This window comes from Streptomyces javensis (assembly GCF_039525925.1).
GTDB lineage: Bacteria > Actinomycetota > Actinomycetes > Streptomycetales > Streptomycetaceae > Streptomyces > Streptomyces asiaticus.
Genome location: NZ_BAAAIF010000008.1, coordinates 48,574 through 67,260 on the forward strand (window position 1 = coordinate 48,574; position 18,687 = coordinate 67,260).

Consider the following 18,687-nt stretch of genomic DNA (forward strand, 5'->3'; position numbering starts at 1 on the left):
CCCGGCGAACATGACCGCCGACGATGACACCGCGATACCGCTGACGGACGGGCGGCTCCGGGCGCGCCCGGGGGACCCGGGGCTGCGGGAGGCGTTCCTGCCCGCGCCCGCCGTGCAGAACCACGCCGCCAACCTCACCGTGCTGCCCGGAGGGGACCTCGGGTGTGTGTGGTTCGGGGGTACCCAGGAGGGCGTGCCGGACATCTCGGTGTGGTTCTCCCGGCTCGCCCCGGGGGCCGACACCTGGACCGAGCCGGTCCGGCTCTCGGCCGACGACACCCGCTCGGAGCAGAACCCGCTGCTGTTCCCCACCCCCGCCGGGGAGCTGTGGTTGCTGTACACCGCCCAGCGGGCGGGCGATCAGGACACCGCCGAGGTCCGGCTGCGGGTGTCCGCCGACGCGGGCGCCACCTGGGGCGCGCCGCGTACGCTGTTCCCGGCCACCGAGGCGGGCGGGGTGTTCATCCGTCAGCCGGTGGCCGTATCGGACCCCGGGCGGTGGCTGCTGCCGGTGTTCCACTGCGTGGCCACCCCGGGCGTCAAATGGGTCGGCGACCGCGACACCAGCGCGGTGATGATCAGCGACGACCAGGGGCGTACCTGGCGCGAGCGGCCGGTGCCGGGCTCGACCGGCTGTGTGCACATGAATGTGCACCAACTGCCGGACACCACCCTGCTGGCCCTCTTCCGCAGCCGCTGGGCGGACGCGGTGTACCGCTCGCACAGCACCGACGGCGGGGAGACCTGGAGCGAGCCGGTCCGCACCGAACTGCCCAACAACAACTCCTCCGTACAGTACGTCCCGCTCGCCGACGGACGGCTCGCGCTGGTCTACAACCACAGCAGCCGCGCGGATGCCACGGCCCGCCGCGTCTCCCTCTACGACGAGATCGACGACGAGGGGCGGACGGGAGGGACACCGGCCCCGGCCGCCACCCCGGACGACTCCGCGCCCGGGGCCTTCTGGGGCGCGCCCCGCGCTCCGATGACCCTCGCGCTCTCCTCCGACCACGGCCTGACCTGGCCCGTACGGCGCGATCTGGACATCGGCGACGGCCACTGCCTGACCAACAACTCACGCGACCGGCTCAACCGCGAGCTGTCCTATCCCACCATCCGGCAGGGGGCCGACGGCACGCTGCACATCGCGTACACCTACCACCGCCAGGCCATCAAGTACGTCCGCGTCGCACCGGATTGGGCGGCCGATGGCTGAGCCCCGCCATGCCGTGGTCACCGGTGTCAGCTCCGGGATCGGCGCCGCGATCGCCGCCCGGCTGCTGGACGAGGGGTGGCGGATCACCGGGATCAGCCGTACGGCCCCCGGGCACACGGGTACGCGGCTGCGCTGGATCCCGGGCGATCTGTCCCGGCCGGAGACCCTTCCCGAGGCGCTCGCCCCGGTGTCCGGGGTGGACGCGATCGTGCACGCGGCGGGCGTTCAGCGCTCGGCGCGGCTGGGGGAGCTCGACCCCGAGGACGGATCCCTCATGTGGCGGATCCATGTGCAGGCGGCGGGCGTCCTGGTGGACACGCTGGTGGACCGGGTCGCGGACGGCGGGCGGGTGGTGCTGGTGGGCAGCCGGACGATGACGGGCGTCCCCGGCAAGAGCCAGTACGCCGCCACCAAGGCGGCGCTGCCCGCCCTGGCCCGGTCCTGGGCGGCCGAGCTGGCGCCAAGGGCGGTCACGGTGAACGTGGTGGCGCCGGGGCCGACGGACACCCCCATGCTGCGGGACCCCGGCCGTAGCCGCACCCCGCCGGTGATGCCACCGCTGGGGCGGCTGGTCCGCACCGAGGAGGTGGCGGGGCTGACGTCGTTCCTGCTGGGCCCGGAGGGCGGCGCGGTCACCGGCCAGACGCTGGTGATGTGCGCGGGCGCCTCACTCTGACGGCGGCGCGGCGTCGGCGCGGGCGAGCGCCAGCAGGCCCGATGTGTCCCCGGGCCGGGCCTGGAGCGAGGGCAGCAGCAGGGTCCACAGATCGGCCAGCCGGTCCTCGACCAGCCGCCGCCCGTCGAGCGCCTCGGACACGGTGTGCAGCCCGAAGAAGGCGCATACGACGGTCCGGGCGGCGGGCAGCGGATCGACATGCGCGGCCAGATCGCCCTCGGCGCGCGCCTTCTCCATCAGCTGCCCCACCGCGTCGATCCAGCCCACGAAGGGCGGTGGCATGGGTGCCTCGATCAGGGTGCGCTCGGCCCACAGCCGGGCTCCGGCGCGCACCACGATGTCATCGCGGAAGGCGCGGGCCACCGCGAAGCTGAGCCGGACGAGTTGCTCCAGGGGCGGGGTGTCGAGGGCGGCGAAGCGCTCGATCAGCGGGGGCCAGGAGGCGAAGTGCTCCTCCACCACGGCGAGGGCGAGCCTTTCCTTGCTCGTGTAGTGGAAATAGATCGCGCCGCTGGTGTGGCCGGACCGGGAGGTGATGTCGCTGATGCTCGTTCCCGCGTATCCCCGTTCGTCGAAAAGGAACGCTGCGGCCTCCAGAAGGGATCGGCGTGTTTGCTCGGCCCGTTCTTGCACGTGTTCGCCGTCCTTCCCCGTCGGATGTGACGGGGAGAACTTAGCGGACTTTCAGCCTGAGATGGTGATGAGGCGAGACAGGTCAAACATTATTAGTATTTTATGGTGATCGTTCGTGAGGCTCATGGCCTTTCGGAGCCGTCCGGTCCCGCCGGGCGGCCGCTCAGCTGGTCCCGCACGGTGGCGCGGGAGGCGGTGCACCGCGTCTCGGTGGCCGAGGTGCTGCTCACCGATGTGCGCAACCACGGTGACAACCGGTTCGAGGCCGCTGCCCAGTGGCCGAGGTCCCATCCCACCTTCCCGCACGGCGGAGACGGCCGCCATCATCCGCTGATGATCGCGGAAACCCTGCGCGAGCTGGGGATCTACATCCCCACGCGGTACTACGCGGTGCCCGCGGGGGCGCACTTCCTGATCCGGGACATCTCCTACCGGCTGGACCCCGAGACCGAGCCCCGGGCGCCGTACGGGGCCTCCGACATCACCTGCCGGGCCGCCGTCACCGACATCCGCACCAGCCCCTGCGGACGCTTCGTCACCGGGATGCGGCTGGATGTCGTGCTGTCGGCGGGCGGCAAGCTCTTCGCCTGGGCCGGGGGCACCGCGCGCTTCCTCGACGGCACCACCTATGCGGAGACCCGGGCCGCCGTCCACGGGCACACCGCGCGCCGCAGATTGCGTGCCGCCGTACGGCCTTCACCTGCGCAACTGGCCGTTCCGGCGGCCCGGGACGTGCTGGTGGTGCGGGACGGGGGAGTGGTCTACCTCGACCCCGCCGACACCCGTCATCCGTTCTTCTTCGACCACTGGAGCGACCATATGCCGGGCCTGGTGCTGCTGGAGGGCGCCCGGCAGGCGGCGGCGCTGGCCACCGGCGGGGCGCTGACCCGGCCGGTCGCCTGCCGGATGAAGGCGATCCGCTTCACCGAGTCGTATCCGCCGGCCGTGGTCGAGTGCACCTCCCACGGCCGGACGTGTGTCTTCCGGCTGCGCCAGGCCGGTATCTGCACGGCGGTCGGCGTGCTCCAGTACCTCTGAGCGACGAACACCCCGTGCGACGAACAATATGACGACGAACGGACCGAACGACGAACAAATCGCCGACGCTCAGTAGCCTCTTGCTTACCACGGGTCATCAAACTAACGTAGTGATCGTTATGTTTCGGGCAGGCGAACCCCACGGCCTGTACGACAACAGCGGTCGGCGCACAGCGCCCTCATGAGCCGCCAGGGCGATTTCCACCGCACGGCTCCCGCAAGTACAGGCATCCCCTGCGCCGATTCCTCCACCTCCCATGGAACGGCAGACAGATGACAGCCGAAAAGTTTCTCGGATGGACCCCAGCCGCCATCGTCTTCGACTGTGACGGCACCCTGATGGATTCCGAACGACACTGGGTGGAGGCGCGCGAAGTGGTCCTCAGAAGCCATGGAACCGCCCCCGACGAGGAGTTCGCACGGCGCACGAAGGGGCTCCACTACACCGAATGCGGCCGAATGCTGGCCGAATTCGCCGGTCGACCCGAACTCGCCGACGAAATGACCGAACAACTCCTGGACGCCTTCCGCCGACTGGTGGCCGACGACCCGGTCACCATGCCGGGGGCGCCCCAACTGGTCGCGAAGGCGGCCGCCTTCGCACCGCTGGCCGTGGCCAGCAACTGCCCGCGGGACGTCGTCGAGGACGGGCTCGCCAAGGCCGGGCTGCTGCGGTACTTCGGCCATGTGCTGGTCCCCGAGGGGGACGTACGGCCCAAACCGTACCCGGACGTCTATCTGGAGGCCGCCCGGCTGTGCGGGGCGGCCCCCGAGGACGCCCTCGCGGTGGAGGACTCCCACTGCGGGTTTCTGTCCGCCTCGCGCGCCGGGCTGAGGGTGCTCGGCGTGGGCCCGCGGAAGCCGGTGGACGAGCCTCCGCCGGTCGATGTGTGGGTCTCCACCCTCGCCGACCCGGACCTGGTCAAGTGGGCTGACTCCCTGGCGGCCTGAGCGGCGTGAGCCACGCTCATCGCCTGGTCGGCGGGGGCCGCGGGGCACTTTTCCGGTCGAGCCGCGGGTCACTTCTTCCCGTCGTGGCCCGCATGGCTCGCCGAGCCGTCCATGCCGTCCATGCCCTCCATGCCGTCCATCCCGCCCTTGCCGCCCCCGGACTCGGACCCGCCGTGGGACCCGCCGTGGGACATGGACATCCCCTTCTCGAGGGATCCGCCGATCTTCTCGCGCAGGGGCTCCAGCGAGCCCATGGACAGGCCGGTGACCGACCAGCGCTTGCCGACCAGGTACATGCCCCCGTAGTCCTTCGACGTGGTCAGCCAGTCGTGCTGACCCTTGTCGGTGGCGAAGGTGACCATCGTGAACCGCTTCTGACCGGACCCGCAGGAGCCCTGACGCAGCTCTTCCGCCTCGGTGATGATCGTGGCCTTGCAGCCGATGGCGTCGGCGATCTCCGTCAGCTGCGCGGGCTTCCCGGGCTTGGCGAACTCCTTGGTGGCGGGGGACACCTTCTTCTGCTCGTGGCCGGCGCCATGTGTCCGATCGCCGCCACCGCAGCCGGCCAGAAACAGCAGGGCCGCGCCGACCGCGGTGGCACGGAGAGCGAGTGACACAACAACCTCCCGTAGAAAATCCGGCGGGGCGGCCCGGGCCGTGATGCCTCGGGCCACCCGCCGCGGTGGACCAAAAGTAGTGGTTGTCCCCCTTACTGGCCCGCCTTCTTGCCCTTGTCGGTGACCGCGAACCAGGTGCCCTTGACGCCCTGGCCGTTGATGTCGCCGGGCTTCTTGTCCCCGGTGAAGGTGTACAGCAGCCAGCAGTCGAACGCCGCCTGCTTGGTGCCGTCGGGGCGCTTGAAGGAGGTGACCTTCGCCGCGTCGAGCCCTGCGACCTTGGTGGTGTCCACGGCCTTGACGGGCTTCCAGGTGTCCAGGCAGGCGCCGAGGCAGCCGGTCTTCATCGGCCAGGCGCTGTCCTTGTTGAACCGGTAGACGGTCATGCCCTTGCCGTCCACGATGATCTTGCCCAGCTGGGCGTTGTTGTTGACCATCAGCTGGAGGCTGTCGTCCGCGGCCGCGGTCTTGCCGGCCGGCTTTCCGTCGGGCGCCAGCGCGTTCCAGGTGCCGCCCACGCCCTGGCCCTTGGTGTCACCGGGCTTGTTGTCGCCCGCGAAGCGGTAGACCGGCCAGCCCGCCAGGGTCAGCTGCTTGGTGCCGTCGGAGCGGGTGACCGAGCCCAGCTTGCTCGACTCGATACCGGTGGTGGCCGCGGCGTCGTCCGCGGGCACCGCGGGCCACTTGGTGGCGCAGTCGTCGTTGCAGTTGGACTTGGCCGGCTTGGGGGTGTCCTCGTCGAACCGGTAGAGCGTCCAGCCCTTGCTGTCGGTGACGAACTTGCCCAGCTTGGCGTCCTCCTTGACCGCCAGCTGCTTCGCCGGACCGGTGCGCTCGGCCTCGCCGCCCGCGCCGGCGCCGGTGTCACCGCCCGCCTCGTACCCGCTGCCGGCCCCGGCCGCGGCCCCCGCGCCCGCCGACGCGGAGGCCCCCGCACCCACGGTCTGGCTGCCACCCGCCGGCTGCACATTGGCGCTGCCCGCGCTGTTGTCCTTGCTGCTGCCGCAAGCCGCCGTCAGCAGAACCATCGCTACCGACACCCCGGCGAACGCGATGTGACGCCGCTTCTCCATGGCCATTCCTCTGCAATCTCGATCGGTCCGGCGGTGATCGCGCCGACGCCATGTCCATACGGAGCCCGGGCGGACCGGCGTTCAGCGGCTCGCGAATTTGTCACCGGACGCAAAATTCGCCGGATCGCTGAGCGCACAGCAGTCGACGGCCGTTTCTCACGGCCGTCGCGGTGTCGGTGGTACGGCTGATCGTCCCCTCGCTACTCCTCGATGCGCAGCGCCAGGGCGGGGCAGCGGCGGACCGCGCGGACCGCCTGCGCCCGCAGCTGCCGGGGCACTTCCATGCTGGCCGAGGACGGATAGCCGTCGATCCCGAGCGTCAGCACCTCGGGCGGCAGGATGTCCGCGCACAGCCCATGGCCCTGGCACAGCGACCAGTCCACCAGGAGCTTCTCCATCGGCCCCCGCGGGCGGCGCTCGTCGCGCGCCGCGGGGTTCAGCGGGGCGGGCGGCAGGGCGAGCGGCAGCGCGTCCTCCGGCAGCGGCAGCACCCCCATCGTGGGCCGTCCGCAGCCGGCGCCGAGCGCATGCGCCTCGAACTCCTCGGGGAACGCGTCCAGCGCGGTGGTCACGAAACCGGCGGTGCCATCGGGATGGCTGCACGCCCCGCGCTTCTTCACCGAGTTGACGTAGGCGCGCACATTGTCGATCGCGGCCTGGCCGCCGCCGCGCTCCACCTGGCCGATGGCGTCCGCGAGCGCGGGCAGCCCGATGAAGCAGGGTCCGCACTGACCGGCCGTCTCGGCGGCCAGCCAGCGCGCGATCCGCGCGGTCTCGCCGAGCGGGCAGGTGTCCTCGGGGATGGGCAGCACCGCACCCGCTCCCAGCCGGGCCCCGTACTTCTTCATGGACTCACGGGAGATGGTGGCGGCGTTGATGCTCCTGGGGTCGAGCCACTTGCCGTGGTAGCCGCCCACCAGCACCGCCTGACCGGCGGTGAGGCCGCACAGCTCCAGGACGTAGGTCAGCGGCACGCCGGTGGGCGTCTCCATGACGTACTTGCCACCGACCGTCAGCAGGGTGGTGCCCGGCTCGGTGGGCAGCCCCACCGAGCGGTACGGCAGGGCGCCCATCCGCGCGGCCACCGCGAGCTGGGCGAAGGTCTCGGTGTTGGACAGCAGGGTGGGCAGTCCGCTGAGCCCGCTGTCGCTGGTCCGGATCTTCCGGCCGTTGGGAATGGCCGGGGCGCCGCTGATGCCGTTGATGACCGCACCGCCCTCACCGGCGACAAACCGGTCATCGGTGACGTTTACCGACACCGGGACGCCACTGGGGCCGCGCTCGGCGATCGCGGCGGCCACGGACTCCTCGACATCCTGGCGGTGCACCGCGATGGCCACCTCCTCGGCGCCCAGCGCCTCGGCGGCCAGCACGGCGCCGTCGATCACCAGATGCGGGGTGTGCAGCAGCAGTGCGGTGTCCTTGAGGCAACTGGGCTCGCCCTCGCTGCCGTTGACCACCACCGCGCAGCGGCCCTCGCGCCGGCCGGCCGACTCCACGACCGCCTGGACCTTCTTGGCGAAGGGGAATCCGGCGCCGCCGCGCCCGCGCAGATCGATGTTCTCGGCGAGCGCCACGAGTTCGTCCGCCCGGAGGGCGGGCATGGTGCCGTGGACGGTCAGATGGCCGACGCGGTCGAGCCGGTACACCTCGTCGAGCCCGGCCAGCAGCCGGGGCGGATCGACACAGGCCAGCCTGGGTTTGGTCGTGATCACCGGTCCCACCCGCGAGAGGCGCCGAGGGGCTGACTGTCACGCCGTCCGGGTTCGGCCGAACGGGGGCGCGGCACGGTGGGATCGGACCGCCGGGTCCGGCCCTCCTGCATGCTGCGGGCCGGAGGGTTCCTGACCTCGATGCCGTCCGCCCGGTCGATGTCCTGGCGCCGCCGCTGGACCAGCCGCAGCCACAGCGCGATGGCCACACCGGCGAGCGCCGCGATATAGCCGTAGGTCGCCCAGGTCTTGGCGGCACGACCCGCCTTCAGACCGTGGATCAGCGCGGCGCACCACGCGGGATAGGCGCCCACATGCAGCGCCCGCCACCAGCGGTAGCGCCAGCGGGAGTTGCCCCTGGAGGCGAACGAGCTGCGGGCGGCGCCGGTCACCGCGGCGATCACGAAGAGATAGCCGGCGATGGTGCCGAGCCCGATCAGCACCGGCTGATTTGCGTCAGCGAACGGTATCGCGATGGACGCGGTGTTGGTGTGGCTCTCCGCCACCTTGACCCAGATGTGAATGGCCAGGAAGAGCAGTCCGGCGACTGCGGCCGCCCGGTGGATGGCCTGGGCCAGCAGCCGCTGTTTGGTGTGCAGGATCATCTGGTCGGTCGCGGCGAGCCCCCACAGCACCGCCGAAGTGAGACAGACCAGCGCGAGCACACCCGCGCCGAAGTCGAGGAACACGAACATCTTCGAGAACGCGCCGGCACTCCATGTCACGTACAAGGAAAGGGCGATGGAGCCGACAACGGCATAGATCCGGATATGGCGTGGCCATCCCAGGCCGGATGGATCATGCTGCTGGGTCCGGCGAGCGGCTCGTCGTCCGCCACGAGCTCGGCGTCCCCCGTGACGCCCCTGCGAGGAGGGGAGCGGCGTTTGGGACATGGACATTGGAGCCTCCCGATCGCGCGGATTCGCGCGGGTGACGAGATACGTCAAAGTCGTCTTGGGGGCAGCAGCTTCTCGGAAGTACACGTGATCTCCATAAGATTTGTCGTAACGTGACAACTTCTAGTGGACGAACCGTGCCCACACCGTCTCCGGCTGATCCACTGTCGTCCCAATGGCAAAGAACCGGCAAAGTACCGGGACCGGGAGGGGGCGGGGTCCTCTATGACGTAGCGGAGGACCCTCGACTCCCTGACCGGTACTGGACGAACCGGTGACGGAGGCAACCTCCACGGACCTGACCGACCCCCCAACGGCCAGGTCTCCCCCCGGCAAGAACGAGGTAATGATGGGCGAACTCGTGAACCGCATCTGGTCCCGCCCCCGTGGCGAGTGGACCCGTGTGCTGCGCAATGAACTCCCGTCCCTGGCCGACGAGGTGGTTGAGAACCTTCGGCACAGAATTCCGGGATTCGCCGAACTCCTGGAGGACTCTGAGCGAGACAAGGTCCGATGGGGAGTCGAGCAGGCTCTCCTGACCGCACTCGGCCACCGCAGGGCGGGCGAGGACGGCGTGGGCGAGCAGGCCGCCGCCTCCGGTGAGGAGGCGCTGGCCGAGGTGCCGCCCGAGCGGGCCCGGCGCGATCTGTTCGAGGCCCTCATCGGCGAGGTGGCGGTCTCCGAGCGCACCCTGGTGGAGCTCTCCCGGGCCGCCCGCTGGCCGCTTCCCGAGACGGTGCAGGCCATCGCCCTGCCCACCCCGGGCGAGGCCCCGCAGCTGGCCGCCGTGCTGGGAGACACCCTCATCGGCGCGGTCGGCGACGAGCTGTGCCTGCTGATCCCCGACCCGGACGCGGACCCGGGACCCACCGCGGACCCCGGCACCGCCGCCGCCCAGGAGGGCGAGAGGGACCCGGAGCGGGAACCCACCCCGGCCGAGCCCGGCACCCGGTCGGCGCTGGAGACGGCGCTGCGCGGCCGTACCGCGGCCGTGGGCCACGTGGTGCCGCTCAACGACGCGTCCTCCTCGGTGCGTTGGGCCCGGCGCCTGCTGACCCTGGCGCCCGCCCGCTCCGGCCCCGAGGCCCGGGTGCTCTTCGTCGACGACCATCTGTCGATGCTGCTGCTCCTCCAGGACGAGTCGCTGGTCCGGGCGCTGGCCGCCCGGTGGCTCAAGCCGCTGGTCGGGCTGACGCCCCGGCAGAGCGAGCGCCTACAGATGACGCTGCTGGCCTGGCTGGAGGGCGGTGGCGCACCCGAGGCGGCCAAGGCCCTCAAGGTGCATCCGCAGACCGTGCGGTACCGGCTGCGCCAGATCGAGAAGCTCTTCGGGCCCGGCCTCCGGGACCCCCGAATACGCTTCGAGCTGGAGATGGCGCTGCGCGGCCGCAGGCTGATGGCGCAGATGGACCGGATACGGCGCCACGCGTCCCGGGTGAGCCGCCGGACCCGTACCGGCGCGCCCCCCGGTGTGCGGCCGCTGGGTATCGCCAGGGAGGCGCGCGTCAACGGACTCTGACCAGGACTTACGCCAACACAGGGCGAACCGCCGGCCGCGCTCACGCGGTCGGCGGTTTTCGCTGCCCCAGGGGGCCCATAGAGCTCCGGGGATTCGGGGAGTTCCGGGGGTTCCGGGAGTTCCGGGAGCCCGCCGGGATCGCCGGAGCGGGGTGGTTCAGCCCCTCGCCCCGGCGGGCGCCGCCGTACGCGGGGCCGTGCGCATCGCCGCGTTCAGGCCGAGCAGTTCGCGGTACGCGTGGGAGCAGAAGGCGCATTCGGCGAGATGGCGCGCCAGCGCCCGGCCGCGCACCCCGCCGCGGCGCACCGAGGCGCCGAGCGGGCCGCTGTAGTGCCGGCACCGGTCGTCTCGCGCCGACTCCAGATGGGCCCGCAGATACGACTCCCGCAGCCCCTCCCGGGCCCGGAAGGCCAGCGAGGTCACCCCGCTGGGGGAGATGCCCAGGACCATGGCGACCCGGTGCGGGGACTCCTCCTCGACCAGGGTCAGCCACAGCACGGTCTGCCAGCGCTCGGGGAGTCCCCGGAAGCTGCGGATGAGCAACCGGCGGTCCTCCCGGGCCACCAGATGCTGCTGTGGGTCGGCCGTGGACGCGTGCTGCCGCCAGGACTCGAAGTCGGCGGTGAGCAGCACCCGGCGCTCCCCGGCGCTCCACTCCATCGCCGTATGGCGCACCACGGTGAGCAGATACGGCCGCCAGGGCCCCCGCGGACCGCCCCCGGCGCGAACGGCCTGGAAGGTGCGGAAGAACGCCTCCGAGGCCAGGTCCTCGGCGTCATGGGGGTCACGGCAGCAGGTCCGGGCGTAGCGAAGGGTCGCCGGGTGGTGGCGGCGGTAGAGCAGGTCGGCCGTGGCCGGGCTGGCGCTGCCCGACCGGTAGCCCTCCATCAGCCGCCGGGTGAGCTCCTGGTCCGAGGGGGCACGGACCGGTCGGTCGGTATGTTCCGGTCCCGGGAACCCCTCGGTGTCCGGATGCTCCGCCGCCGGCGGGTCGTCGTCCGCGTCGTCGTCCGCGGCCTGGTGTAAGTGCCCGGTGACAGCGCGGCGCGCGCCGGCCTTCCGGCCGACGCGCGCCTGGTGAGTGTGTTCCATCAGCCGCACTGCTTGCCGCTGTTGATGCAGTCCACCGCCTCGTTCATCAGGTCCTCCGACATCACGTTGATGAAGTCGTCGTGGTCCGTGATGGGCTTGTGCAACTGCTCGGGGAAGCCGTCCACGGCGAACGGGGTGTTGGCCGGCACGTCGTAGGTGATGGTGTTCACCAGCTGGGGGATGGCCTTGAAGCCGTTGGGGCAGGAGCCGTCCTCATTGGCGAACGCCACGTGGTCACGGTGGTTGGCGCTGTCGATGTTCTGGCCGTCCCAGCAGCTCTGGAAGTCGAAGGTCCGGGTGACCGAGCTGCCCTCGGGGCAGAGCGGGTACTTGTCGGTCAGCTGCCGGTCCTCGAAGCCGGTGCAGCTCCAGGAGGCGTTGGCGTTCTTGTCGCCGTTGGTGAACGCCTTGGCGTCACCGGTGATGATGCGCAGGAACTTCGGCATCGCCGTGACCTTGCTCTGCGCGTTGCCCTTGAACTCGATCTTGGAGCTCTTGGGGGTCAGGATCGTGCCGACGTTGCCCTCCTGGCCACCGCCGAGCTCGTTGGCGTCCGCCTCGTCCTTGCCGTCCTGGGCGCGGACCACGGGCCAGTAGTAGGTCGACTTGTCGTCCTGGTTCTTACAGGAGGTGCCGCCCTGCTCGAAGGTCTGGTTGTTGGCGAAGGCGTCGTTCTTGTCGTTGCCCACGTAGTCGTGGGTGTGGTGGGCGCCGTTGCCGACACCGGGCGCGACGATGACGTTGTCACTGTTGCGCAGCTCGGGGTCGCCGACTCCGCACTCCGAGGAGAAGGTGCCGGTGGAGCCGTTCCCCTGGGCCTCCGGCGGCTGCTGGACGTTCGGCTGCACCTTGGTGATGTCGACGAAGTCGTCCTGCGACGGGCCGTTGCCGGCCTGGCCGCCGGCGTTGCCGGGCACCTCGTTGGCGCCCTCGCCGCCCTGCTGATCGCCGCCTTGCTGGCCGCCTTGCTGGTCGCCGCCCTGCTGGCCGCCCTGTTGGTCGCCGCCCTGCTGCTGGCCGCCTTGCTGGTCGCCGCCCTGCTGCTGACCGCCCTGCTGCTGACCGTCCTGGCCCTGGCCGGCCTGGTTGGCGACCTCCTGCCACTTGCAGTTGGCCATGCCCTGGAGCTGGGAGTTGTCGCCGCCCATGGCCGAGCCGATGTTGTTCAGCGTCTGGGAACGGTCGTCGTTGAGCTTGGAGAGCACGGCGTCGTTCGAACCCTGCTGCTGGTTCATCCGCTGGTACGCCTTGGCCACCTGGTTGTCCAGCTCGGCCAGGTTCTTGTCGACCTCGGGCCTGGCCTTCGACGGCACGTCACTCAGCTGCTGCCCCACATCGGGGCACTGGATCGTCCCCGCCTTCGCGGCCACGGTGTGGTTCTGGTCGGAGCCGCTCTTGTCGCCGTGGGCGGACGCGTTGGCGGCGATGATCGCGGCCCCGCCGCCGCCGAGCGCCAGCGCGGCGACGATGGCGACGGTTTTGTTGGTGAACCGCCCGCGTTTGTGGGTCTGTTGCCTCATGAGATCACTTCACTTAGTCGTTAGAGGGCGTCGAAGTCGACAAGCCCGGTGTCCTCGAGGACCGTGATGTGGTCGAGAACGATGGCATTGGCCCTGGTGGCCAGAGATCTGACCATGGAGTTGCGGCTCTCGGCCCGCACCTGCGCCACAAGGTTGAACACCTTGCCGTGAGCGGCGCGCAACCGGTTTGCGAATACCCGCTCGAACTCGGCGCTGCTGCCCGCGTTGGTCATCTCATTCAGCCAGCCCTGCTGCTGAGCGTTGGGCTGACTGGGCAACTGGATCCCGAGAGCCCGGCCGACCTCCTCGGCGCGGCGGTTGAGCTCGGTGTGTCCCTCGATGAGATGCTCACCGGCGGTCTTCACGGCGTCCCGGCTGTCACGCTCCTGGGCGAGACGTCCAGCGGGGAGCTCCCACGTTCCGGCGAGCCTGACTTTGCGGACAAAGTCCCGGTCAGTGGCCGTGAGCGGCCCGTACTGGGTGCTGACCGTCCCACCGCCGTCGTCCGTGACGCCATTGCGCGGTTGGGCCACGCTGCTCTCACCGAACAACGACACCGGAATGAGGATCGCCGCCAGGGTGACGGCGAGCGCCCCGATGATGAGCCCGGTGCCGATGGTACGGCTGGAGGCGATGGATCTGGTGAGGTTTGCTGATGGCACAGCGCCCTCCTTGGTTCGGAGTGACACCGGACGCTAGTACCTCGTGTGGCTCGGTCGTGGAGACCTCATCACTAGTGAATAAAGCCGGGACAGAGATCATTAGCTGCTGCTACCCTGCGCGGCCGCCCTCCGGAGGGCGCTCACAAAGATTTCTCCCGCCTCGTTGAGCAACTCACCGGGCCCGTACGTACGGCAGGGAGAACCCGGTGCACGGCCGCGTCCGAGCGGCCCGGCCGCACACCGTCCCGACGACCCGGAGGCGCCCCGCCGTGAACGCGACAACGCGGAAGACCACGCCCACCAGGCCCCGTCATCCGCTCAGAGCGGAGGCCGGATGCGGCGACTGCCGGTACTGCCCCAGTTTGCCGTCGAGGACCCGGGCATCGGGGTGGTTCAGCTCCTGGAGAATTTCCAGGGCCCGCCGCCAGTCGATGAGGGCGGTGGCCACATCGCCCTGGGCCAACCGGGTGTCCCCCTGGTGGTGCAGGGTGTCGGCCTCCAGGTACCGGTCGCTGATCTCGCGGTAGATGGCGATCGCCCGGCCGTAGGAGGTGAGGGCGTGCTCATACCGTCCGAGGTGGTGGTACGCGTACCCCACGCTGTCCAGGGCGGCGGCCTCGCCGGCCGCGTCGCCGATCCGCCGGTGCAGTTCGACGGCCTCCCGGCAGCGGGCCAGGGCGTGTTCGTACTCACCGAGCAGGATATGGGTCCAGCCGATCTCGTTGAGCACGCTGGCCTGTCCGCTGATGTGGTCCAGGGCGACATAGTGGCCGAGCGCGGGCCGGTAGTGGCCCAGCGCCTCCTGGTAGCGGCCCTGGCAGTTGGCCAGGAAGGCCAGGGCGCGCAGGGTGCGGGCCCGCCCGCCCCGGTCGCCGAGTTCCGTGAACAGCTCCAGCGCCCGCTCCAGCTGGCCGTGCGCCTCCTCGTACCGGCCCAGCCGTCCCTCGGCGAAGCCCAGGGTGCGGTGGCTGTGCGCCTGGCCGAGCCGATCGGACAGAGCCCGGGCCGCCCCCAGCGCGGTGCGCTGGATGGCGGTCTGCTCCTGCCAGTGGCCGCGCCGGTCCAGGAAGAGCTCCAGCGTCACGGCCAACTGCCAGGCGTGGGTGGGGAATCCGTGGTCCCGTGCGTGCTCGACGACTGACAGCAGCACGCGGCGCTCGGCCGAGAGCCATGCCTCGGCGCGCTCCTGGTCGCCGAGGTGCTCGGGTGCCGCGTCGGGCCGGGCCGGGGACACGGGCAGCGGTTCGGTCCGGTGCGGGGCGAGCCGCGTGGCGGCGGTGCGCGCGGTGTGCAGATAGTGGTCGAACATCCGGTGCCGGGCGCCCTGGCGGACCTCCTCCGCCTCATGGTCCTGGACCAGCTCCATGGCGTAGGCCCGCAGCAGATCGTGGAAGGTGTAGCGGCCCGGGTCGTGCTCCACCAGCAGATGGGCCCGGGTGAGCGCGGCCAGCAGGGCCCGGGTGACCCGGAGCGGCAGTCCGGCCAGGCTCGCGGCCGCCGCGGTGGAGACCTCGGGCCCGGGATGCAGGGCGAGCAGCCGGAACAGCCGGGCGGCCTCGGGCTCCAGCGCCCGGTAGGACCAGGAGAAGACGCTCCGCGCGTCGGTGCTCGGATCGGCGCCCGCGAACGCGTCGAGGTTGCCCTGGCTCTCGCGCAACTCCGCGGCGACAGAAGAAAGGGGAAAGGAGGGACGGGTCGCGGCGCGGGCGGCCACTACCGCCAGTGCGAGCGGCAGCCGCCCGCACAGCCGGATGATGGTCGCCACCGCCTGCGGCTCCGCGGCGACCCGGTCCGTGCCCAGCCGCCGGACGAGTGCCTCATGGGACTCGGCCGGGGAAAGCGGCCCCAGAGTAAGAGGACGGGCTCCCTCGCTCGCTATCAGCCCGTGCAGCTGATTGCGGCTGGTGACGATGGTCAGACAGCCGGGGGAGCCGGGCAGCAGCGGCCGTACGTGCTGGGAGTCCACCACATTGTCCAGCAGGACCAGCATCCGCCGCCCCGCCAGCAGACTGCGGTACAGCGCGGTCTTGGCGTCCAGCCCCGTGGGCACCCGGCTGGGCGGAATCCCCAGCGCGTGGAGGAATCCGCGCAGCGCCTCGTTCGGCGACATCATCGAACCCGTCGGATCGAAGCCGCGCAGATTGGCGTAGAGCTGTCCGTCCGGGAAACGGTGGGCGATCCGATGCGCCCAGTGCACGGCCAGCGCGGTCTTGCCGATCCCGGCCATCCCGTCGATCGCGCTGATCACCAGCGGGGCCGGTGGGGCGACCCCGGCGCCCTCGGGCAGCAGGGCGTGGATACCGGCGAGTTCGCTGTGGCGTCCGCTGAACGCGGGCAGATCGGGCGGCAGTTGCGCCGGTCGGACCGCCGGGGCGGGCGGTGTCGCCGGAGGGGTCGGCTGGACCGGCTCGGCGGGGGCCGGGGTCGACCGGGGCACCACCTCGCGGTGGGCGGCGCGCAATTCCGGGCCGGGTGCCACGCCGAGCTGGTCCGCCAGCCGGTTCCGCGCCGTGGAGAAGACCTCCAGCGCCTCGGCCCGCCGTCCGGTGGTGGCGAGCACCCGGATCAGCTGGGCCTGGAGGGTTTCGTCCAGCGTGTGATGGGCGGCGAACTGCTGGAGCACGGTGGGCAGCTGCTCCGGCACCTCGGAGGCCAGCGCCGTGGTGGCGGCCTCCTTGGCGACGGCCAGAAGCTCACGGTCGACACCGGAGAAGACGGGATGGGTCTGGATGTCGGAGGGGACCCCGGTGGCGGTCGGCCCCTGCCACAGGGCGAGCGCCCGGGTGAAGAGCTCGGCACCCCGCTCCGGCCGCCCCTCGGCGGCGGTGCGCCGGGCCGATTCGCTCAAGCGCCGAAAGCGCAGCAGATCCAGCGCGTCCGGGTCGGCGTTCAGCCGGTAGCCGCCGGAGCTGCGCACCAGCCGGCTGCCCTCCGCCCGCGCCGCCAGCCCCGGTTCCAGCAGCCGGCGCACCGAGCCCACATGGCGGTGCACCACGTTCACCGCGGTGCTCGGCGGATCCTGTGCCCAGAGGACGTCGACGATCTCGCTGAGCGCCACCGGCTGCCCCGCCCGCACCAACAACAGCGCCAGCAGCGCTCGCTGTTTGGGCGGGCCCAGCTCCAGTTCGGCGTCCGCACGCCACGCCCTGACCGGGCCTAACACCGTAAATCGCACAACTAGGGATCTTAGTCGAGCCCGTTTCGGGCACCGTGCTCTTCCGGCCGACGCGTGTCGTCAGACTTTCGTCACTCAATCGGCGTCCCCCTTCTTTTACGCTCCCGCCATCAACGCATTCGCCTCGGGGGGAACGGGACGATGGACATCGACGCGGCGGCCGTCATGACCGACGCCGACACTTTCTTAACGACGCTGTACCGGCGCCACGGCTCGGCGCTGCACCGGCTGGCCGCCCGGCTGCTGGGCGGGGACTGGCACCGGGCCCAGGACATCGTGCAGGAGGTGGCGATCCGGGCCTGGCTGCGGCCGATGGACATCGGCCCCATGGACGCCTCCGCCCGCCACCGGCTGTTCACGGTGGTCGGCGACCTCGTCGGCGATCTGGCCGGCGACACCCACCAGGACCAGGTGGAGCCGCGGCTGGAGGCGGCCGGTGAGGTCGATATGGCGATGCCGACTGCGCCGGACCTGGTCGATCAGACGCTCACCGCCCGGGTGGTGTGGGACGCCCTGGCGGACCTGGCGCCCCCGCAGCGGGAGGTGCTGCTGCACCTGCACTATCTGGACCGCAGTGTGAGCCAGGCGGCCCGGGCGCTCGGGGTGCCTCCCGGAACCGTCAAGTCGCGGACGTACTACGCGACTCGGGCGCTGCGGACGGCCCTGCGAGCGCGGGGGATCACCGACTGCTGACCGGCTCCGGCCACCCGACGACTGCTTTCTGATCGAATGATCGCTACTATGGCGGTGTTTCGATACGAAGACCAAAGCCGATCGCGTCGGAGGTGGGGAACATGCGGGAGCCGGCGCAGAAGCGGCAGGCACGGATCGCGGCCCTGGTGGAGGCCCGGGGCAGCGCCCGGATCACCGATCTCGCGGATGAGCTGGCGGTGTCCGTCGTCACCGTGCGGCGGGACGTGGAGGAGCTGGCCCAGCGCGGCGAGCTGCGCCGCGGCCACGGGGTGGCGCGCTCGCTGCGGCCCATGCCCACGGAGTCCACCGCCACCGGCGACACCATCGGCATGGTGGTCCCGGAGCGCAACACCTACCTCACCGAGGCCGTCCAGGCGGCGCGCGAGGCCGCCGAGAAGGCCGGGCTGCGGCTCGCGCTGCACATCGCCGCGGACGAGCGCGGGACCGAGCGCGCGGTCCGCCAGGCGCTGGACGCGGGCGCGCGGGGGCTGCTGCTCGCCCCGCGCTGGCGCACCGAGGCGGAGGCGCGGGCGGACCACGCCTGGCTCGCCGACCTGGCGGTCCCGGTGGTGCTGGTGGAGCGCCGGCCCCACCGGGGCAGCGCGGTCTACGGGCTGGACTGCGTGCGCTCCGACCACGCCTACGGGGTGCACCTCGCGCTGGAGCACCTGATCTCGCTGGGGCACCGGCGGATCGTACTGGCGGCGCGCGACGACAGCCCGACCGCACGGGTGATCCGGTCGGAGTTCGCCGCGCAGACCGCCGCCCGCGGCATCGGTGAGGGGTGCCCGGTGATGCTCAGCTCGCGCACCGCGGGGCCCGATCCGCGCCCGCGCGACGAGCGGGAGGCCGACCTGGCCGCCGCGGTGCGCCGCGCCGGGGCCACCGCCGCGCTGATCCACGGCGACATGGACGCGCTGGTGCTGGTCCAGCGGCTGCGGGAGGCGGGCATCGAGGTGCCGCGCGACTGCTCGGTGGTCGCCTACAACGATGTGGTCGCCGATATGGGGCAGATCGCGCTGACGGCCGTGGCCCCGCCCAAGGGGGAGGTCGGGCAGGCGGCGCTGGAGCTGCTGACCCGCCAGCTGGAGCGGACCCGGGCCGGGCGCTGGGCCGGCGCCGCCCGTCATCTGGAGCTGTTGCCGGATCTGGTGGTCCGCGATTCCACCGCCCCGCTCCACTGAGCGTTTGACCGATTTAGTTTCTACTGTTCG

Annotated in this window: 16 protein-coding genes; 7 read left to right on the plus strand and 9 right to left on the minus strand. The window is 71.4% G+C overall.

The genetic code is table 11. The annotated features are described in order from the left end of the window. Window positions 1–10: 10 nt before the first annotated feature. Window positions 11–1,216: a sialidase family protein gene (locus tag ABD329_RS10125; protein WP_198276323.1), complete on the plus strand. Its 1,206-nt coding sequence runs from the start codon at window positions 11–13 to the stop codon at window positions 1,214–1,216. Further along, the gene (locus tag ABD329_RS10130) at window positions 1,209–1,892 is read left to right on the plus strand and encodes an SDR family NAD(P)-dependent oxidoreductase (RefSeq protein ID WP_198276324.1); all 684 of its coding nucleotides are present in this window, start codon (window positions 1,209–1,211) and stop codon (window positions 1,890–1,892) included. The genes ABD329_RS10125 and ABD329_RS10130 overlap by 8 nt, the downstream gene beginning before the upstream one ends. Here ABD329_RS10130 and ABD329_RS10135 read toward each other — a convergent pair. Beyond that, window positions 1,884–2,525 carry a ScbR family autoregulator-binding transcription factor gene (locus ABD329_RS10135; RefSeq protein ID WP_198276325.1) on the minus strand — a complete coding sequence of 214 codons (642 nt, stop codon included), beginning with the start codon at window positions 2,523–2,525 and terminating at the stop codon, window positions 1,884–1,886. The two genes, ABD329_RS10130 and ABD329_RS10135, sit on opposite strands and share 9 nt — an antisense overlap. A gap of 102 nt (window positions 2,526–2,627) precedes the next feature. Between ABD329_RS10135 and ABD329_RS10140 the strand changes: the two genes are divergently transcribed. Both ABD329_RS10140 and ABD329_RS10145 read left to right on the plus strand, forming a co-directional pair. Then, window positions 2,628–3,563 carry a ScbA/BarX family gamma-butyrolactone biosynthesis protein gene (locus tag ABD329_RS10140; RefSeq protein WP_198276326.1) on the plus strand — a complete coding sequence of 312 codons (936 nt, stop codon included), beginning with the start codon at window positions 2,628–2,630 and terminating at the stop codon, window positions 3,561–3,563. A 273-nt stretch (window positions 3,564–3,836) separates the two neighbouring features. Beyond that, entirely contained in the window at window positions 3,837–4,514 is a 678-nt protein-coding gene (locus tag ABD329_RS10145) for an HAD family hydrolase (protein WP_198276327.1), read from the plus strand. 68 nt (window positions 4,515–4,582) lie between these two features. Here the strand turns inward: ABD329_RS10145 and ABD329_RS10150 are convergent, their stop codons facing one another. The 4 genes from ABD329_RS10150 to ABD329_RS10165 all read right to left on the minus strand — a co-directional run bounded on the left by ABD329_RS10150 (window position 4,583) and on the right by ABD329_RS10165 (window position 8,641). Beyond that, the gene (locus tag ABD329_RS10150) at window positions 4,583–5,131 is read right to left on the minus strand and encodes a hypothetical protein (protein ID WP_198276328.1); all 549 of its coding nucleotides are present in this window, start codon (window positions 5,129–5,131) and stop codon (window positions 4,583–4,585) included. Window positions 5,132–5,223: 92 nt separating this feature from the next. Continuing rightward, window positions 5,224–6,204 carry an SCO0930 family lipoprotein gene (locus tag ABD329_RS10155; protein ID WP_198276329.1) on the minus strand — a complete coding sequence of 327 codons (981 nt, stop codon included), beginning with the start codon at window positions 6,202–6,204 and terminating at the stop codon, window positions 5,224–5,226. A 200-nt stretch (window positions 6,205–6,404) separates the two neighbouring features. Then, entirely contained in the window at window positions 6,405–7,919 is a 1,515-nt protein-coding gene (locus ABD329_RS10160; RefSeq protein WP_198276330.1) for an NADH-quinone oxidoreductase subunit NuoF family protein, read from the minus strand. Then, window positions 7,916–8,641: a ferric reductase-like transmembrane domain-containing protein gene (locus ABD329_RS10165; protein ID WP_309142671.1), complete on the minus strand. Its 726-nt coding sequence runs from the start codon at window positions 8,639–8,641 to the stop codon at window positions 7,916–7,918. The genes ABD329_RS10160 and ABD329_RS10165 overlap by 4 nt, the downstream gene beginning before the upstream one ends. Before the next feature lie 517 nt (window positions 8,642–9,158). Here ABD329_RS10165 and ABD329_RS10170 point away from each other — a divergent pair. After that, window positions 9,159–10,331: a PucR family transcriptional regulator gene (locus ABD329_RS10170; protein WP_198276338.1), complete on the plus strand. Its 1,173-nt coding sequence runs from the start codon at window positions 9,159–9,161 to the stop codon at window positions 10,329–10,331. A 156-nt stretch (window positions 10,332–10,487) separates the two neighbouring features. Here the strand turns inward: ABD329_RS10170 and ABD329_RS10175 are convergent, their stop codons facing one another. The 4 genes from ABD329_RS10175 to ABD329_RS10190 all read right to left on the minus strand — a co-directional run bounded on the left by ABD329_RS10175 (window position 10,488) and on the right by ABD329_RS10190 (window position 16,780). Beyond that, the gene (locus tag ABD329_RS10175; protein WP_198276332.1) at window positions 10,488–11,423 is read right to left on the minus strand and encodes an RNA polymerase sigma factor; all 936 of its coding nucleotides are present in this window, start codon (window positions 11,421–11,423) and stop codon (window positions 10,488–10,490) included. Then, window positions 11,423–12,943 carry a DUF1996 domain-containing protein gene (locus ABD329_RS10180; protein WP_198276333.1) on the minus strand — a complete coding sequence of 507 codons (1,521 nt, stop codon included), beginning with the start codon at window positions 12,941–12,943 and terminating at the stop codon, window positions 11,423–11,425. Before ABD329_RS10180 ends, ABD329_RS10175 begins: the two co-directional genes overlap by 1 nt. 20 nt (window positions 12,944–12,963) lie before the next feature. Then, window positions 12,964–13,605: a DUF4142 domain-containing protein gene (locus ABD329_RS10185; RefSeq protein WP_037952588.1), complete on the minus strand. Its 642-nt coding sequence runs from the start codon at window positions 13,603–13,605 to the stop codon at window positions 12,964–12,966. Window positions 13,606–13,915: 310 nt separating this feature from the next. Then, on the minus strand, window positions 13,916–16,780 hold the full coding sequence (locus ABD329_RS10190) for an AfsR/SARP family transcriptional regulator (RefSeq protein ID WP_309142672.1): 2,865 nt from the start codon (window positions 16,778–16,780) through the stop codon (window positions 13,916–13,918). A gap of 141 nt (window positions 16,781–16,921) precedes the next feature. On the opposite strand from ABD329_RS10190, the gene ABD329_RS10195 reads away from it, so the two are divergent. Continuing rightward, entirely contained in the window at window positions 16,922–17,473 is a 552-nt protein-coding gene (locus ABD329_RS10195; RefSeq protein ID WP_198276334.1) for a sigma-70 family RNA polymerase sigma factor, read from the plus strand. 101 nt (window positions 17,474–17,574) lie between these two features. Further along, entirely contained in the window at window positions 17,575–18,657 is a 1,083-nt protein-coding gene (locus ABD329_RS10200) for a LacI family DNA-binding transcriptional regulator (RefSeq protein ID WP_198276335.1), read from the plus strand. The last annotated feature ends 30 nt before the right edge of the window (window positions 18,658–18,687 follow it).

Bases quoted from the DNA above. Each gene is read 5' to 3' on its own strand.
- ABD329_RS10125 (WP_198276323.1), top strand. From the start codon at position 11: ATGACCGCCGACGATGACACCGCGATACCGCTGACGGACGGGCGGCTC.
- ABD329_RS10130 (WP_198276324.1), top strand. From the start codon at position 1,209: ATGGCTGAGCCCCGCCATGCCGTGGTCACCGGTGTCAGCTCCGGGATC.
- ABD329_RS10140 (WP_198276326.1), top strand. From the start codon at position 2,628: ATGGTGATCGTTCGTGAGGCTCATGGCCTTTCGGAGCCGTCCGGTCCC.
- ABD329_RS10145 (WP_198276327.1), top strand. From the start codon at position 3,837: ATGACAGCCGAAAAGTTTCTCGGATGGACCCCAGCCGCCATCGTCTTC.
- ABD329_RS10155 (WP_198276329.1), bottom strand. From the start codon at position 6,204: ATGGAGAAGCGGCGTCACATCGCGTTCGCCGGGGTGTCGGTAGCGATG.
- ABD329_RS10170 (WP_198276338.1), top strand. From the start codon at position 9,159: ATGATGGGCGAACTCGTGAACCGCATCTGGTCCCGCCCCCGTGGCGAG.
- ABD329_RS10175 (WP_198276332.1), bottom strand. From the start codon at position 11,423: ATGGAACACACTCACCAGGCGCGCGTCGGCCGGAAGGCCGGCGCGCGC.
- ABD329_RS10180 (WP_198276333.1), bottom strand. From the start codon at position 12,943: ATGAGGCAACAGACCCACAAACGCGGGCGGTTCACCAACAAAACCGTC.
- ABD329_RS10195 (WP_198276334.1), top strand. From the start codon at position 16,922: ATGGACATCGACGCGGCGGCCGTCATGACCGACGCCGACACTTTCTTA.
- ABD329_RS10200 (WP_198276335.1), top strand. From the start codon at position 17,575: ATGCGGGAGCCGGCGCAGAAGCGGCAGGCACGGATCGCGGCCCTGGTG.